At 63.2% G+C, this 16,260-nt stretch carries 13 protein-coding genes and 1 pseudogene; 5 read left to right on the top strand and 9 right to left on the bottom strand.

The genetic code is table 11. The annotated features are described in order from the left end of the window. Window positions 1-25: 25 nt before the first annotated feature. The 9 genes from KW846_RS18255 to KW846_RS18215 all read right to left on the bottom strand — a co-directional run bounded on the left by KW846_RS18255 (window position 26) and on the right by KW846_RS18215 (window position 10,415). Entirely contained in the window at window positions 26-1,606 is a 1,581-nt protein-coding gene (locus tag KW846_RS18255; RefSeq protein ID WP_218484018.1) for an arylsulfatase, read from the bottom strand. Between the two features lie 194 nt (window positions 1,607-1,800). Further along, the gene (locus KW846_RS18250; RefSeq protein ID WP_007974182.1) at window positions 1,801-2,418 is read right to left on the bottom strand and encodes an SDR family NAD(P)-dependent oxidoreductase; all 618 of its coding nucleotides are present in this window, start codon (window positions 2,416-2,418) and stop codon (window positions 1,801-1,803) included. Continuing rightward, window positions 2,415-3,062, bottom strand: a complete 648-nt coding sequence (locus KW846_RS18245) for a TetR/AcrR family transcriptional regulator (RefSeq protein ID WP_218484017.1) — start codon at window positions 3,060-3,062, stop codon at window positions 2,415-2,417. Before KW846_RS18245 ends, KW846_RS18250 begins: the two co-directional genes overlap by 4 nt. A gap of 181 nt (window positions 3,063-3,243) precedes the next feature. Next, window positions 3,244-4,068: an SDR family NAD(P)-dependent oxidoreductase gene (locus tag KW846_RS18240; RefSeq protein WP_007974186.1), complete on the bottom strand. Its 825-nt coding sequence runs from the start codon at window positions 4,066-4,068 to the stop codon at window positions 3,244-3,246. A 30-nt stretch (window positions 4,069-4,098) separates the two neighbouring features. After that, the gene (locus KW846_RS18235; protein ID WP_218484016.1) at window positions 4,099-4,515 is read right to left on the bottom strand and encodes a MaoC family dehydratase; all 417 of its coding nucleotides are present in this window, start codon (window positions 4,513-4,515) and stop codon (window positions 4,099-4,101) included. Between the two features lie 14 nt (window positions 4,516-4,529). Then, complete coding sequence (locus KW846_RS18230) at window positions 4,530-4,970, bottom strand: MaoC family dehydratase N-terminal domain-containing protein (RefSeq protein ID WP_015094619.1); 441 nt, start codon at window positions 4,968-4,970, stop codon at window positions 4,530-4,532. A gap of 29 nt (window positions 4,971-4,999) precedes the next feature. Continuing rightward, a complete protein-coding gene (locus tag KW846_RS18225) occupies window positions 5,000-6,184 on the bottom strand; it encodes a lipid-transfer protein (RefSeq protein WP_218484014.1) in 1,185 nt (394 codons plus the stop codon). Window positions 6,185-6,211: 27 nt separating this feature from the next. After that, window positions 6,212-7,369, bottom strand: coding sequence for an acyl-CoA dehydrogenase family protein (locus tag KW846_RS18220; protein WP_256356782.1), 1,158 nt, complete (start codon window positions 7,367-7,369; stop codon window positions 6,212-6,214). A 217-nt stretch (window positions 7,370-7,586) separates the two neighbouring features. Then, window positions 7,587-10,415 (bottom strand): LuxR C-terminal-related transcriptional regulator, encoded by a 2,829-nt coding sequence (locus KW846_RS18215; RefSeq protein ID WP_218484011.1) that lies wholly within the window; start codon window positions 10,413-10,415, stop codon window positions 7,587-7,589. 196 nt (window positions 10,416-10,611) lie between these two features. Here KW846_RS18215 and KW846_RS18210 point away from each other — a divergent pair, with 196 nt between their 5' ends. The 5 genes and pseudogenes from KW846_RS18210 to KW846_RS18190 all read left to right on the top strand — a co-directional run bounded on the left by KW846_RS18210 (window position 10,612) and on the right by KW846_RS18190 (window position 16,186). After that, window positions 10,612-11,766: a CaiB/BaiF CoA-transferase family protein gene (locus KW846_RS18210; protein ID WP_218484009.1), complete on the top strand. Its 1,155-nt coding sequence runs from the start codon at window positions 10,612-10,614 to the stop codon at window positions 11,764-11,766. A 51-nt stretch (window positions 11,767-11,817) separates the two neighbouring features. Beyond that, complete coding sequence (locus KW846_RS18205) at window positions 11,818-12,621, top strand: enoyl-CoA hydratase/isomerase family protein (protein WP_218484006.1); 804 nt, start codon at window positions 11,818-11,820, stop codon at window positions 12,619-12,621. A 57-nt stretch (window positions 12,622-12,678) separates the two neighbouring features. After that, window positions 12,679-14,238 (top strand): annotated as a pseudogene (locus tag KW846_RS18200) (long-chain fatty acid--CoA ligase); the annotation flags it as partial. Beyond that, complete coding sequence (locus KW846_RS18195) at window positions 14,238-14,672, top strand: PaaI family thioesterase (RefSeq protein ID WP_218484002.1); 435 nt, start codon at window positions 14,238-14,240, stop codon at window positions 14,670-14,672. The pseudogene KW846_RS18200 and the gene KW846_RS18195, both read left to right, overlap by 1 nt. Further along, entirely contained in the window at window positions 14,663-16,186 is a 1,524-nt protein-coding gene (locus KW846_RS18190; protein ID WP_218483999.1) for a long-chain-fatty-acid--CoA ligase, read from the top strand. The genes KW846_RS18195 and KW846_RS18190 overlap by 10 nt, the downstream gene beginning before the upstream one ends. Window positions 16,187-16,260 lie beyond the last annotated feature (74 nt).

Below are 16,260 nucleotides of genomic sequence, written 5' to 3'. Positions count from 1 at the left end.
TGGCATTCAGGCGGCCTCGATACGCCTAGGGTTTGGCCTGGTTTTTCTGCTTCTCTTCAATTTTCGCATCGACCGCAGCACGAATCTGGTCAACGCTGAAACTGGCAGGCTTCTGGCTCGGCGGGTACTCGATGAAGGTCTGCAGGAAGCGCGCCGCCTTGGCCACACCCGCGGCCATCAGGTAAGAGTTTTTCACCAGCCAGTCGTTGTACTGGTCCGAGACCAGGTCAGCCCGCTCATACTGGTCCATGCGCAGGTTGAACAGCTTCGGCACGCGCAGTGGCACGAACGGGCTGCTCCACACCGCAAAGCCACCGGGTTCGCGCTGTTCGGCGAAGACCACTTTCCAGTTTTCGAAGCGCATCGATACCAGCACGCCGTCGTCGTTGAAGTAGTAGAACTCCTTGCGCTCGCCTTTAGGCTGTTGGCCAGTCAGGTAGGGCAGTTGGTTGAAACCGTCCAGGTGCACTTTGAAGTTATTGCCACCCGAGGTCGGTGCCCAGCCTTTGAGCAACTTGTTCTTCACGTCGGTTTCACCCGCTGCGGCGAGCAGGGTCGGGAACCAGTCCATGCCCGAGAACAACTCGTTGGAGACTTCACCGGCCTTGATCTTGCCCGGCCAACGAATGATCGCCGGCACGCGGTAGGCGCCTTCCCAGTTGGAGTTCTTCTCGTTACGGAACGGCGTGGTGGCTGCGTCCGGCCAGGAGAACTGGTTCGGGCCGTTGTCGGTGGTGTAGACGACAATGGTGTTGTCGGCGATCTTCAGGTCGTCGAGGGTCTTCAGCAGTTTGCCGACATCGCCGTCGTGTTCCAGCATGCCATCGGCGTAATCGTTGCCGGGCATGCCGCTCTGGCCCTTCATCGAGTCGCGTACGTGGGTGAACAGATGCATGCGCGTGGTGTTCATCCAGACGAAGAACGGCTTGTCGGCCTTGGCCTGTTTCTCGATGAAGGATTGAGCGGCAGCCGTGGTTTCGTCGTCGATGGTTTCCATGCGCTTGGCGGTCAGCGCGCCGGTGTCTTCGATCTTGCCGTCGGCGTAGCTGTGGATCACGCCGCGTGGCGTCCTGGTCTTGACGAAGTCAGGGTCATCCTTGGGCCAGTAAGGGCGCTCGGGTTCCTCTTCGGCGTTGAGGTGATAGAGGTTGCCGAAGAACTCGTCGAAACCGTGGTTGGTCGGCAGGAACTCGTCCTTGTCACCCAGGTGGTTCTTGCCGAACTGGCCGGTTGCATAACCCTGGGACTTGAGCGCCTGGGCGATGGTGATGTCGCGTTTTTGCAGGCCGATCGGCGCGCCCGGCACGCCCACCTTGGTCAGGCCGGTGCGCAGCGGTGACTGGCCGGTGATGAACGACGAGCGCCCGGCGGTGCAGCTGTTCTCCGCGTAGTAGTCGGTGAACAGCATGCCTTCGTGGGCGATGCGGTCGATGTTCGGCGTCTTGTAGCCGACCACGCCCATGGAATAGGCGCTGATGTTGGTCTGGCCGATGTCATCGCCGAAAATCACCAGAATGTTGGGTTTGTCAGCGGCATTCGCCGCCATTGCCATGACCGTTGTCGCCACCAGGGCGAGTTTCGGCAGCCACTTTTTTATGCGAGTCATCTGACTGGCTCCTTGTTGACGGGCGTCGCGCAGGGCGACCAGCGGCCATGTTCGAACGTCGTCAAAAGGTTCGCGCCACCCGTATCAGGTGGCGCTGACCTGTAGGAGCTGCCGCAGGCTGCGATCTCTTGATCTTGAAAATCAACGTCAAAAGATCGCAGCCTGCGGCAGCTCCTACAGGGAAGTGCGCCGTGTCAGATATGCAGTACCGCGCCGGTGACGCTGGCGCCGGCACCGCTGGCCAGCAGTAACAAGGGGCCGTTGAGTTCTTGCAGGCCGGCGTCCTTGCCTCGACCGGCGGCGATGACGTTGACGCGAATGCGGTGGGGTGTCAGCGACTGGGCCATGGCGCGGCTCATGCGGATCAGGCTGCTATTGGCGCGCAGGCACGGGTTCGGCTCGCTGATGGGGCGCGGCGGCGGGTCGATATTGACGATGCTGCCACCGCGTTCGGCCTTGATCATGTGCAGGCTGGTGCAATGGACGATGTGATTGTTCAAGGCAACATGCTCGCGCTCGGCGCTGTTGTTGATCAGCACATCGACGCTGCCGAATCGCGCCTGCACGGTATCCAGGGCGGCTTCGATGCTCGGTCTGCGGGCGCTGTCGAGGCTGACGACCATGACTTCGCCACCTTCCCAATGCAGGTCGGCCGCCAGTTGCTCCAACTGCGAAGGGTGCTGGCCGCCGAGGGCCACACGGGCTCCAGCGAGGCTGATCAGGCGGGCGAAATGCGCGCCCAGTCGGGTGCTGGCATCGGCCACCAGGACGGTCTTGCCGGCCATGGAAAACGGTTGCATGAGATCGCTCATGGGCGTGCCTCCGCGGTCATCGGGCGGCGGGTGACCAAGGCTCGTGGGGCCGGTATCCCGTGCGACGGAACAGGCGCGGCGCCGAGCATTTTCAACACCAGTTCCGAGTAATGGCGGATGACGGCATCAATGCTCCAGCGACCATCGGCCTGGTACCAGACGCAGGCATGGGTGAGCATGTTGAACAGGGTGCGGGCCATCAATTTGGGTTCGGCGCAGCTCAGCGAACCTTCCTTGACCCCTTGTTCCAGCAGTTCCTGCAGGGCGTTCAGATACTGACGCCGGGCTTGGCGGACCTGCTCCAGATCCTCTTCGCCGAGGCTTCTGAACTCCAGATTGCCGAGCATGGCCTCGTCCTGGTGTTCCAGGTGATAACGCACGTGGCAGGCGATGAAGGCGAGCAGTTTGATATTGGCGGTCGCGCACTTTTTGGGGCGACGCCGTGCCCACTCCCGGGACACCCCCTGGAAATACTCGAGAATCAGCTCCAGCAGCAGTTCGTTTTTGCCTTTGTAGTAGAGGTACAGCGTCGAGGCGTTGATGCCAGCTTCAGTGGCGAGCTGGCGCAGGCTCATCGAGCCGAAGCCGTTGCGCGAGATCAGTTTGATGGCGGCCAGGCGGATGTTGCTTTCAGTCATGTTCATGGGGTGGTCCTGCGGTCATCAAAACTCAAACACGGATTGCGTGGCAAGGGAGCTGTTGTGGGAGCGAGCCTGCTCGCGAAAAATGCCCCGACAACGCCGGTCAATCAGATGAAGCGCGTTATCGTTGACGTACATCGCGAGCAGGCTCGCTCCCACAACAAGCTCGCTCCTACGGTTTCGCTTATTGCAGATTGCCGGCCACCGCGATGGTCTGCGCCGTGATGTAGTTCGACTCCGGCGAGCAGAACAGGTACACCGCATCGGCCGCTTCCTGCACGGTGCCCGGACGACCCAGCGGGTTGCGCTGGGCGAACGACTTGGCGGCTTCCGGGCTGATGCCGACACGGATGTCACGGCCTTCGATGTTCACCGTGGCGCCGGCATGGGCGTCGGCCTTGGTCATGCGGGTTTCGATGAAACCGAAGGCCACGGCATTGACGTTGACCTTGAAACGACCCCATTCGCGCGCCAGCGCACGGGTCATGCCGATCACGCCGGCCTTGGCCGAGGAGTAGTTCATCTGCCCGGCATTGCCGTTGAGGGCCGACACCGAAGAAATGTTCACCACTTTGCGGAACACCTCGCGCTCGGCCGCCGCATCGGCCTGGGCCTGGGCCTTGATGATCGGGTAGGCCGCCCGCAGGATGCGGAAGGGCGCGGTCATGTGGCAATCGAGAATGGCGTACCACTGCTCATCGCTCATCTTCTGGATCACGTCGTCCCAGGTATAGCCGGCGTTGTTGACGATGATGTCGATGGCGCCGAAGTTGTCCATCGCGGTCTTGACGTAGCGGTCGCCGAAGTCCGGGGCGCTGACGTTGCCGTGGCAGACGGCGGCTTCGCCACCCAGCTTGCGGATCATTTCAGCGGTCTCGTGCGCCGGGTCGGCGTCCAGGTCGTTGATGACGATACGCGCGCCTTCGCTCGCCAGTTTCAGGGCGATCTGTTGACCGATGCCACGACCGGAACCGGTGACCAGTGCGACTTTGCCTTCGAGTTTTGCCATGGGGTGTTGCTCCTCAGTGATCAGTTTTGTTTACAGGGCGATCACGGCGTCGCCAACGATCTTGGTCTCGCCGTATTGATTGGTGGTGCGCACTTCGACCTTGATCCGTTGCTCGCCCTCGACCTCGAAGCGCTCGACGACAGTGCCGGTGCAGGTGATCTGGTGACCCAGGTGGGTGATGCCGAGAAAGCGCACGCCGAACTCGCGCAACTGGCGCTGATCGACCCATTGGGTCAGTAGGCGACCGAGGTAGGCCATCGACAGCATGCCGTGGGCGAACACGTCGGGCATGCCGGCCCGGCGGGCGTAATCGGTGTCGATGTGAATAGCGTTGTGATCACCCGACGCACCGGCGAACAGGGCCAGGGTGGTGCGGTTGATCGGCGGCAGGGCCAGTGATGGCAGGGTGTCGCCGACGTTGATTTTTTCCAGGCTAATCGCGTTCATCAGTGTTCTCCGCTTCAGCTGTTGCGCTGCACAAGCACGCTGCGCAGGTCCGCAACGTGCTCACCGTGCTGATTGGTGACTCGGGTTTCGCGCACCACGAATTCCAGGGCGCCGCCTTTCTTGTCGTAGATGTCGGCGATGCGCACATCGAAGCGCAACGTGTCGCCGGCATGGGCCATGCGGTGATAACGGAAGGATTCTTCGCCGTGCAAAATGCGCGCGGTGACGATGCCCAGTTCGTCACGCCAGGCGTTCGAAGGAATCTGGAACTCCAGCGAGAACAGAAAGGTCGGCGGCAGCGGCAGGTTGGGATACCCGGCATCGCGTGCGGCCTGTTCGTCAAAGTAAACCGGGTTGGTTTCACCGGTGGCCTTGGCGAAGAAGCGCAGTTGCCCGGCTTCGGCGGTCACGAGGAAAGTGGGCAGTTGTCTGCCGATGTGTTTCTTGTCGATCATCGAAATGGCTCCTTTGCTCTGCGGGCGCGTCAGTTTTTCTGGTAAACGGTGACCACGCAGGCGCCGCCCAGGCCGAGGTTGTGCTGCACCGCAATGCGCGCGTCCTGCACCTGGCGTTGTTCGGCGGTGCCGCGCAGTTGGTGGGTCAGTTCAAAGCACTGGGCCAGGCCGGTGGCGCCCAGCGGGTGGCCCTTGGAGAGCAGGCCGCCGGACGGATTGGTCACCCATTTGCCGCCATAGGTGTTGTCGCCATCGTTGACCAGTCGCTCACCGCCGCCTTCGGCGCACAGGCCCAGGCCTTCATAGGTCAACAGTTCGTTCTGCGCGAAGCAGTCGTGCAGTTCGATGACGTCGACGTCCTGCGGGCCGATACCGGCCTGGTTGTAGGCGATATCCGCAGCCATGCGGGTCATGTCGAAACCGACCACGCGGATCATGTCCCTGGCGTCGTAGGTGCTCGGCAGGTCGGTGGTCAGCGCCTGGCCCGCTATCAATACGTCGGTGCGCAGACCGTGCTTTTTCGCGAACGCTTCGGACACTACGATGGCCGCGGCAGCGCCACAGGTCGGCGGGCAGGCCATCAAGCGCGTCATCACGCCTTCCCACAACATCGGGGCGGCCATGACTTCTTCGCTGCTCACCACGTTGCGGAACACCGCCAGCGGGTTATTGGCGGCGTGACGGCTGGCCTTGGCGCGGATCTTGGCGAAGGTTTCCAGTCGGGTACCGTACTTCTGCATGTGCGCGTAGCCGGCGCCGCCGAACTGGCGGATGGCATTGGGCAGGTCAGGCATGCCGATCAGTTCGTTGGCCAGCACCAGGGCACGTTCGGTGGCCGGTGCGCGATCGGTCCAGGCGGATTTCAAGGCGCCCGGGTTCATGTGTTCGAAGCCAAACGCCAGGGCGCAGTCCACCGCGCCGCTTTGTACCGCCTGGCGAGCGAGGAACAGGGCGCTGGAACCGGTGGCGCAGTTGTTGTTGACGTTGATCAGCGGAATGCCCGTCATGCCCACGCGGTACAAGGCTTTCTGGCCGCAGGTGGAGTCGCCGTAGACATAACCGGCGTAGGCCTGCTGGATGTCATTGAAATCTACACCCGAATCGGCCAGGGCCTGGCGGATCGCCTGTTCACCCATGACGTCGTAGGGCTCGTTGGTCCCCGGTTTCTTGAACTGGATCATGCCGACGCCAGCAACGAACACTTTATTGCTCATCGTTGTTTTCCTTTTTGTTTGAGAGGTTCAGAGCTTGCGCGCGATCATTTCGCGCATGACTTCACTGGTGCCGCCGTAGATGCGATTGACCCGTGAGTCGACGAAAGCGCGGGCGATCGGGTACTCCATCATGTAGCCGTAGCCACCGTGCAGCTGGACCATGTCGTCGATGCATTTCCACAGGGTCTCGGTGGTGAAGAGCTTGGCGATGGCCGCTTCTTCCAGGGTCAGGCGCCGGCGCATGTGCTCGCCCAGGTAGTAGTCGACCATCACCCGCATGGCGGTGGCCTGGGCCTTGATGTCGGCGAGCTTGAATTTGCTGTTCTGGAAGTCCCAGACGGTCTGGTTGAAGGCCTTGCGGTCCTTCACGTACTCGAGGGTCTGCTCCAGCAGGCGCTCCAGCTTCGCGGCGGCGGACACCGCAATCGAGAAGCGCTCCTGGGGCAGTTCGCCCATCAGGTAGGTAAAGCCCAGGCCTTCCTCGCCGAGGCGGTTGCCGACGGGCACGCGGACGTTGTCGAAGAACAGCTCGGACGTGTCGGCGGCGGCCTGGCCGACTTTCTCCAGTTTGCGCCCGCGCTTGAAACCGGCGCGGCTGGCTTCCACGGCGATCAGGCTGATGCCCTTGGCGCCGGCAGCCGGATCGGTCTTGCACACGACAATGACCAGGTCGGCGGTCAGGCCGTTGCTGATGAAGGTCTTGCTGCCGTTGATCACGTATTCGTCGCCATCGCGCACGGCGGTGGTGCGCACGGCCTTGAGGTCGCTGCCGGTGCCGGGCTCGGTCATGGCGATGGCCAGGATGATCTCGCCCGAGCAAATGCCCGGCAGCCACTTCTGTTTCTGCTCTTCGTTACCGCAGCGATTGATGTACGGAGCGATGACGTCCGAATGCATGCCGAAGTAGGCGCCACTCACGCCGGCCCGGGCGAACTCCTCGTTGAACACCGCGCAATGACCGAAATCACCGCCGCCGCCACCGTATTCGATGGGCAGGGTGATGCCGAGCAAGCCTTCGCGGCCGGCCTTGAGCCAGGTTTCGCGGTCGACCTGGCCGGCCTTGTCCCAGGCGGCCTGGCGCGGCAGGCATTCGCGTTCGAAAAAGCGCCGCACGGTGGTGCGGAACATCTCATGGTCGTCGCGGAAAACGGTTCGGGCGATGTGCACGCAAGACTCCTCAAACATGGCAGGCCGGCCTTGGGCCGAGCGCTTACGCAAGGCGCGGACTGCGCCTGTGATCTGAGGGTTACGATAGGTTGGGGGGCTGATACGAACGCCACCCGAGCCGGGTGGCAGGGAAAAAAACAATCCATGTAGGAGCTGCCGCAGGCTGCGATCTTTTGATCTTGTTCTTAAAAAACAAAGTCAAAAGATCGCAGCCTGCGGCAGCTCCTACAGGGTTTCAGGGGTGGACGTTGCTGCCATCTTGGGATTCCAGATCGCGCACCCGCGCCACTGCTTCATCGCGGCTGCTGACGCCGAGCTTGCTGTAGATATGGCTCAGGTGCCATTTCACGGTTTCCGGGGACAGGCCCAGGGCACGGGCGATTTTCTTGTTGGGCAGGGCCTGGGCCAGCAGGCGCACGACTTCGATTTCCCGCTCGCTCAACGGTTCGATCCCGGCCGTCAACGGTTTGCTGGTGGCCGTTGTCGCAGGTTTGGCCTTCGAGATCGCCGGGGTCGTGGCCTCGGCCGCCTGCAAGCGCTCGACATAAAACGCCAGCACCGGGTCCAGGGCTTCGCGGGCGGCGATATCGCAGATCAGTTTCAAGCCATCCGGATGGGCGTCGAGGAGGCTGCGCACCAGGCCAAAGCGTTGACCTCGGCGCAAGGCTTCGATGACTTTGATCCGTGCCCGTTCATGGTTGCCGCGTTCGGACTCGATCACGGCGCTGAGCACCAGCAGGCGCGTTGTCCCGAGTTGGCGACGATGCCGATCGCAGGTTTCGATCAATCGTTCGATGCGATCGCAAGCCCCGTCCAGATCACCCTGGACCAGTTGCCAGCGAGCGCGGGCATTCTCGGCCAGGATGTGGATTTCCTTCAGGGCCGTGTGCCCGGCATCCGGGTGACGCGCGTCGATGGCTTCCAGGCGCGCCAGTTTGGCCTGGGCTTGTGCCGTCTCCCCGAGAATCAGCAACCAGCGCACTTGCCAGGTCAGGCAGTAGGCTTGCAGGCGCTCCAGACCGAGTTTGATCGCGTACTCATCCAGCCGCTCGACAAACGCCAGGGCTTCTTGATGGTTACCTGCCAGCCATTGCACGTTCCATAACACCTGCAGCACACGCAGGACGGAATCGGGAATGGAAATCCGTTCGAGCAGGTCGATCCAGCCCGAGAGCATTTTGAACGCGGCGTCGACATCGTTGGTTTCGTACAGCACCTCACCGAGCAGCGCGGCGGAGAGATAAGTCGCGTCGGCACCGGCCTTGCCGCATTGGCCAGCCTCATGCAGCACGTCGCGGTAAACCCTTTCCGCCTGAGTCATCTGGCCTTCAAGGGCCAGGCTCAAGCCAATCATGCAACGACCCTGAAGGCTGCCGGCCGTGGTCCCCAGCAGCGGTTCGCCATTAATCAGCAGGTTCGGCCGGTCGAGTTGCACCTGCCGGGCCTTTTCGTATTCGCCGCGGTGCATGTACAGCCAGGACAGGATGTTGGCGCAGGAGCCGATGGCCACGCTGTTGCTGCCCGGCGGTGGGTTGAGCAGTTGCGGAAGGACCGTCATGGCCGCGTCGGTGTCATCGCGTTGCAGGGCCAGGGAGGCGCGCAGCAGCGAGATCATGAAGTGGTCATGGACTTCGCTCTCGGGTACGTCGCGAAACAGTTGTTCGAGACTGGCGCTGCAGGCCACGAAGTCCCGGGCATACAGCTGCATCCGCGCCTTGAGGATGCGCAGCTTGACCCGGGCCTGTACCTGTTCGACCGGCAACAGCCGTACCAGCTCGATCAACATGCGCAGGTCGCCATGGGCGTAGAGCGCCTCGGCGTGTTGCTCCACCAGGTCGGCGGCGGCAGCCGGGTCGCCGCCCATGACCGCATGGTGCACCGCTTCATCCAGGTGATTGTGGTCACGGAACCAGTGCCACGCCCGCACGTGCACCGCATGTTGCTCGGCCTGGCTGCGGGAGTCGAAATACTTGAGCAGGGTTTCGCGCAACAGTGGGTGCAGGCGATACCAGGTTTCACGTTCGGCGCTGTCCACCGGGATCAGGAACAGGTTGTCCCGCTCCATGCGCGTCAGTAGCGCATTCGCTTCGGCAACCGCCTGCGGGTGGCCGCTGAGAGCGGCGCACAACGAGGCGCAGAATCGGTTGCACACGGCCATGAGCAGCAGCAGGTCGAGGTCGGTCGGCGACAGGTGAGACAGCACTTCGACTTCGAAAAACTTGGCGAAGGCTTGATCGTCCCGCAGTTGCGTGTGCACTGACGTGGCGTCCGGGGTGGCAGGCGGGCGGTTCTTTTTGCGGCTGACGGCGAGCAGTTGCAGGCCGGCGACCCAGCCATCGGTCAGCTCATGCATCATCCTGGCGTCGCGGGCATTGATCACGCCCAACTGCGCCTTTAGGAACTGTTCGGACTCGAGCGCCGTAAAGCGCAAGTCCCGCAGGTTCAGCTCAAGCACCAGTTCCTGGCTGCGCAACCGCGCCAGGGACAACGGCACGGCACTGCGCGATACCAGCGCCAGGTGCAGGTTGGCCGGGGCGTAGTCGATCAGCCATTGCAGGGCCTGGTGAATGCCCACGTCGGTCAGGTGGTGCAGGTCGTCGAGTACCAGCACCAGTTCACGGCCACGGCTGGCAATGCTGCGCACCAGGGTGATGACGGTGCGCTCAACGGCTTCGCTGTCGATGCCGCGACCTTCCAGTTGAGTCGCGTCCCGCACCAGCGCCGGGTCGATTTGGCCGAGGCTCGCCAGCAGGTAGTCAAGAACACGCGTCAGTTCGTTGTCGTCCGCCGACAGCGTCAGCCACGCCACGTCGAATCCCAACGGCAACAGCGCCTGGCGCCAGGCGATCAGGGTCGAGGTCTTGCCGCAGCCGGCCGGCCCCTTGAGCACGATGCAGCGCAGGCGTCGGGCCTTGAGCATCTGATCCTGCAGGCGTTCGCGGGAAATCAGGCGCCCGGTGCTGCGCGGCGGAATCAGTTTGGTGCTGACGATCGGGGACTGAACCGGATTGAAGACCTGGCTGGCATGGGGGTCCGATGCATTGGACTTGCGGTGTTTGTCCATGGGGCTGTCCGATTCTTTCTTGTTTTGTGGGTGCGTCGAATCTCATCGAGTGTAACCCAGGGCATGGGTGGCATGACCCTGTCTTTGGCGGCCACCACCCGATGTGGGTGGTGGTCGTCGATCAACGGATTGATCTACTGGAAGGCACAAGAATAGGAGTGCTGTGGCGCTCCGTCAGAACAGTGGAGCGTTGGCAATGGGCGTACTGAGTGGCATTCGGGTGGTGGAGTTTGAGGCAATCGGGCCGGCGCCGTTTGGCACCATGCTGTTGGCCGACATGGGCGCCGACGTGGTGCGCATCGACCGCCCGCAGAAGGCCAGTGACCTGGGGCCGAAGCTGGAAGGCAAGCGTGCCGATATTACCGGGCGCAATCGGCGTTCGGTCACCCTCGACCTGAAGCGCCCGGACAGTGTCGCCGCTGCGCTGGAACTGATCGAACGTGCCGATGTGGTGATTGAAGGGTTTCGCCCCGGCACGATGGAGCGCCTGGGTCTTGGCCCTGACATCGCGCTCGAACGCAATCCGCGCCTGGTCTACGCGCGGATGACCGGTTGGGGCCAGACCGGCCCGATGGCCGACCGCGCCGGGCATGACCTGAACTACATCGCCTTGTCAGGTGTGTTGTCGAGCATCGGCCCGGCCGGTGGGCGACCAGTACCGCCGCTGAACCTGGTGGGCGACTACGGCGGTGGCGGCATGCTGCTGGCGATGGGCGTGCTGGCGGCGCTGGTCAACGTGCAGCGCGGCGGCGCCGGCCAGGTGGTCGACGCGGCCATGACCGAAGGTGCGGCGCAACTGGGCTCGGTGATCTGGGGCCTGCTCGCCGGCGGGCACTGGACAGAACAGCGCGGCAGCAACCTGCTCGACGGCGGCGCGCCCTGGTACGACACCTACGAAACCCGCGACGGCCAGTACATGGCAATCGGGCCGATCGAGTCGCGCTTCTATGCGCAGATGCTGGAAATTCTCGGACTGTCCAACGCCGACCTGCCCAATCAGCACGACCGGGCTGGCTGGCCGCGGCTGCGTGAGGCCTTCACCGCTGCGTTCCTGGGCCGCACCCGCGAGCAGTGGGTCGCCGCGTTCGAAGGCAGCGACGCTTGCGTTGCACCGGTGCTGGGGCTTGTCGAAGCCGCCCGGCATCCCCATGGCGTTGCCCGTGGCAGCTTCATAGAGGTTGACGGGGTGGTGCAACCGGTCCCGGCTCCGCGTTTCCTTGGCACGCCATCGGCGCAACCGCAACCCGCTCCCGAGCGTGGCGAACACGGCGGCGACGCACTGCGCGACTGGGGCTACGACACAGCGGCCATCGAGCGCTTGCGTGCGCTGGGTCTGGGATGGCGCGCCTGAGCGCGTTCGCCCCGAAAAAACATAAAGATCCGTGCAGCGCAGGAGTCACCCATGGCCATTCAGTTCAAGATCATCGATCACGTGGCACTTGTCACGCTCGATGCGCAACAGTCGAACAACGCGCTGATCCTCAGCGATTTGATGCACCTGCGCAAGACACTGGGCGCCTGCCAGGATGACGAACAGGTGCGGGTCATCGTCCTGACCGGTGCCGGCGAACGTGCATTTTGCAGCGGCGCGAGCCACAAGGAGTCGCTGCTGGCCGCTTCGGGGTTCGTCGCCGGCACCCTCAAGAGTCGCGAAACCGAAGCCGAGGAGGGCGGCTACAGCCGACTGTTCGACCTCAGCGACCTGGACATCTGGAAACCGGTGGTTGCCGCCATCAATGGTGCCTGCCTGGGCGGCGGTCTTGAGCTGGCGCTGCAATGCGATCTGCGCATCGCTTCGTGCGGCGCTACCTTCGGCTTGCCTGAAGTATGCGACGCGACCATTCCAGCGGCCGGCGGCGTGCAGTACCTGCTGCGTGCGATCCCGGCGGCACACGCGATGAAAATGGCCCTGACCGGGGAGTCGATCGGCGCGCAGGAGGCTTTGGACATCGGTTTGATCATAGAGCTGCTGCCCCAGGACCGTCTGCTGCCGGCGGCGCTCGATCTGGCCGGGCGCATTGCCGCCAATGGCCCGCTGGCAGTGCAGTCGATCAAGCGCCTGGCCTTGCAGACCGCCCACCTCGCACCCCGGGATTTCGTCACCCAGGCCCATCTGCACTGGGGGTTGCTGCGCGACAGCGAAGATCACGCCGAAGGGCGCATGGCCCAGGCCGAGCAGCGTTCACCGAAGTACACCGGCACCTGACGCAACAGGCAAGCGCCGCATTCGTCCTGACCTGACAACAATAATTCACAGGAGAACCCCATGTATTTGACCCAAGGCCTGCACCGCGTGTTGCAGCAACGTCCCCATGCCGTGGCGACAGTCTTTCGCGACCGCCGCCGCACCTATGCCGAACTGGCCGAGCGGGTGGCTCGTCTGGCCGGGGCGTTGCAGCAACTGGGGATGCAGACCGGCGACCGCGTCGGCCTGCTGGGCCTGAATTCCGACCGATTCCTTGAGTATTTCCTGGCGACCTGGTGGGGCGGCGGCGTGGTCAACCCGGTGAATATTCGCTGGAGCGTGCCGGAAATCGTCTACTCGCTGGACGACTGTGACACGCGCATCCTGCTGATCGACGACACCTTCCTGCCCATGGCCGAAGACATCGCCGGCAGCGCCAAGGTACGGCCATTGCTGATTCACATCGGCGACGGGCCATTACCCCAAGGCATGCTGTCCTATGAGCAACTGATTCGTGAAGCTACGCCGGTGGACGACGCCTTTCGCGGCGGTGATGACCTGGCGAGCATCATGTACACCGGCGGTACGACCGGCCGGCCGAAGGGTGTGATGCAGTCGCACATGAACCTGTGGACCGCTGCCGTGGCCCGTGCGGCCGATGTGCCGGTGCCGGCGGATGCCCTGACCCTGCATATCGCGCCGATGTTCCACCTGGCGGCGCTGTCGCGGGTCATCCTGATCTCGCTGCTCGGTCTGCCGAGCATTTTCGTCCCGGCCTTCGATGCCCTGGACGTGATGCGTACCATCGAGCGCGAGCGCATCACCGACATCCTGATCGTGCCGACCATGCTTCAGGCATTGATCATGCACCCGGAATTCGCCAGACATGACCTGAGCTGCCTGCGCAGTCTCACCTACGGCGCCTCGCCGATTGCCGTGCCCTTGCTCGAACTGGCGCTCAAGGCGTTGCCCAATGTCGAGTTCACCCAAGGGTACGGCATGACCGAAGCGGCGCCGCCGATCAGCGCCAACGGTCCGGAAAACCACAGCGCCGAAGGCATTGCCAATGGTCGTCTGCGCTCGGCCGGGCGGCCAGGGCTGGGCGTTACGGTGCGCATCGTCGACGAACACGACAACGAGGTGCCGCGCGGCACGGTCGGCGAAGTGCTGGTCCGTGGCCCGAACATCATGCTCGGCTACTGGAACAAACCCGAAGAAACCGCCCAGGCCCTGCGTGGCGGCTGGATGCACACCGGTGACGGCGCCTACATGGACGACGACGGCTATATCTACATCGTCGACCGCTTCAAGGACATGATCGTCAGCGGTGGCGAAAACGTTTATTCGGGTGAAGTCGAAAGCGCGATTTCCAGTCACCCGGCCGTCGCCGCCTGCGCAGTGATCGGCATTCCCTGCGCGCAGTGGGGCGAAGCGGTGCATGCGGTGATCGTGCTCAAGCCCGATCACGAAGCCGCGGGCGCCGCGATCATCGAGCATTGCCGGCGGCAGATCGCGGGCTATAAGACGCCGAAGTCGGTCGAGTTCCGCACCGCGTTGCCGCTGTCTGGCGCTGGCAAGGTGCTCAAGCGCGATCTGCGCGAACCGTTTTGGGCCGGCAAGGATCGGGGAGTCAGCTGATGCCACAAGTGAACGGTGGCGCATTGATTCCCGAGGGCTTCTGCGCGCTGGAACAACGTTCGGGTTTTTTGCGCTGTTGCGGCGACTTTTATGTGCATGAAACGCTGCCGATCCTGGCGGTGCGCCTCGAGCCCCAGCATCTCAATTACGTGCGCATCGCCCACGGCGGCTTTCTCGCCACGGTGGCGGACAGCGCGTTCGGCGTCATTTTGCGGCGCCTTTCGGTGTCGCAGTCGGTGGCGGTGACGGTCAATCTGAACGTCGATTACCTCGGTCCGGTGCGCGAAGGAGACTGGCTGGAGGCGCATGTGCAAGTGCTCAAGAGCGGCGGCACCTTCATCAGCGCCAGCTGCCTGTTGAAGGTCGGCGAGCGCCTGGTGTTACGTGCCAACGGCGTCTTCACCCCCTGGAAGGGCCAGACGCCATGTACATGACCCAATGCCTGCAACGCACACTGCAACAGAACCCGGATCAGCTCGCGACGGTTTTCGGTGATCGCCGTCGGACCTATCGCCAGTTTGGTGACCGCGTCGCTCGCCTGGCGGGTGCCTTGCAGAGTCTGGGCATGGCGGCCGGCGATCGGGTCGGCATGCTGGCGCTCAATTCCGACCGCTACCTGGAATACATCATGGGCGTGTGGTGGGGCGGCGGGGTGCTCAACCCGGTGAACATCCGCTGGAGCGTGCCGGAGATCGTCTACTCGCTGGACGATTGCAGTACCGGCATCCTTATCGTCGACGAACACTTTGCACCACTGGCCGAGAAGATCCGCATCAGTGCCCGCCATGTGCCACGATTTATCTATGCCGGCGAGGGCGAAGTGCCGGTGGGCATGCTGGGTTTCGAGCAACTGATTGCCCAGGCCACGCCGGTCGAAGACGCCGGGCGGGGTGGTGAAGACCTTGCCTGCATCATGTACACCGGCGGAACCACCGGCTTTCCCAAGGGCGTGATGCAGTCGCACTTGAACCTGTGGTCGGCGTGCATGCCGCGCATGGTCGACATGCCGCCTATCCATGACGGTCGACTGTTGCACGTGGCGCCGCTGTTCCATGTCGCCGGCATGGCTCGGGCACTGATTCAGTTCATGGCCGGTGAAAGTCATGTGCTGCTGTCGAGTTTCGACGCGGCCCAAGTGCTGCAGGTGATCGAGCGGGAACGGATCACCGAGACGCTGCTGGTGCCGACCATGATCCTGGCGCTGCTGGCCCATCCGGACTTCGATCACCATGACCTCAGTAGCCTGAAACGCCTGACCTACGGTGCATCGCCCAGCGCGGGCGAAATGGTGGAACAGGTGTTGGCCCGGCTTCCGGATCTCGAGCTTTCTCATTCCTACGGGCTGACCGAAGCCTGTCCGGTGGTGTCGAGCAATCTGCCGTGCAATCACACGCCGCAGGCACGCAAGAGTGGTCTGTCGCGTTCGGTCGGGCGCGGCGGGTTGGGGGTCAACGTGAAGATCGTCGACCCGCAAGGTCAGGAAGTTGCGCGTGGCACGGTGGGCGAGATCATCGTGCGCGGGCCGAACATCATGCAGGGGTACTGGAACAAGCCCGAGGAAACCGCCAAGGCATTGCGCGATGGCTGGTTGTACACCGGCGATGCCGCGTGGATGGATGAGCAGGGATACCTGTTCATCGTCGACCGCTTGAAGGACATGATCGTCAGCGGTGGCGAAAATGTTTACTCGGCGGAAGTCGAAAACGTCCTGGCGCGGCACCCGGCCGTGGCGCTGTGCGCGGTGATCGGCGTTCCCCATGAACAGTGGGGCGAGGCGGTGCACGCGGTGGTGGTGCGCAAACCCGGTGCCCAGGTCGATGCCGAGCAATTACGCAGGTACTGCCGCGAGTTCATCGCACCTTACAAATGCCCGAAAACCGTTGAGTTCCGCGACGAACTGCCGCTGTCGGCCGCCGGCAAAGTCCTCAAGCGCGAACTGCGCCAATAACCCCCATAACCGCCCCCGTAGGAGCTGCCGCAGGCTGCGATCTTATGATCCTGATTTTTTGAAGATCAGGATCA

The sequence above is a fragment of the Pseudomonas sp. PDM32 genome, assembly GCF_019219225.1.
In the GTDB taxonomy this organism is placed as follows: domain Bacteria; phylum Pseudomonadota; class Gammaproteobacteria; order Pseudomonadales; family Pseudomonadaceae; genus Aquipseudomonas; species Aquipseudomonas laurylsulfatiphila.
The sequence above is the reverse complement of the archived record's forward strand: the minus strand, read 5'-3'. Positions and strand labels throughout refer to the sequence as shown.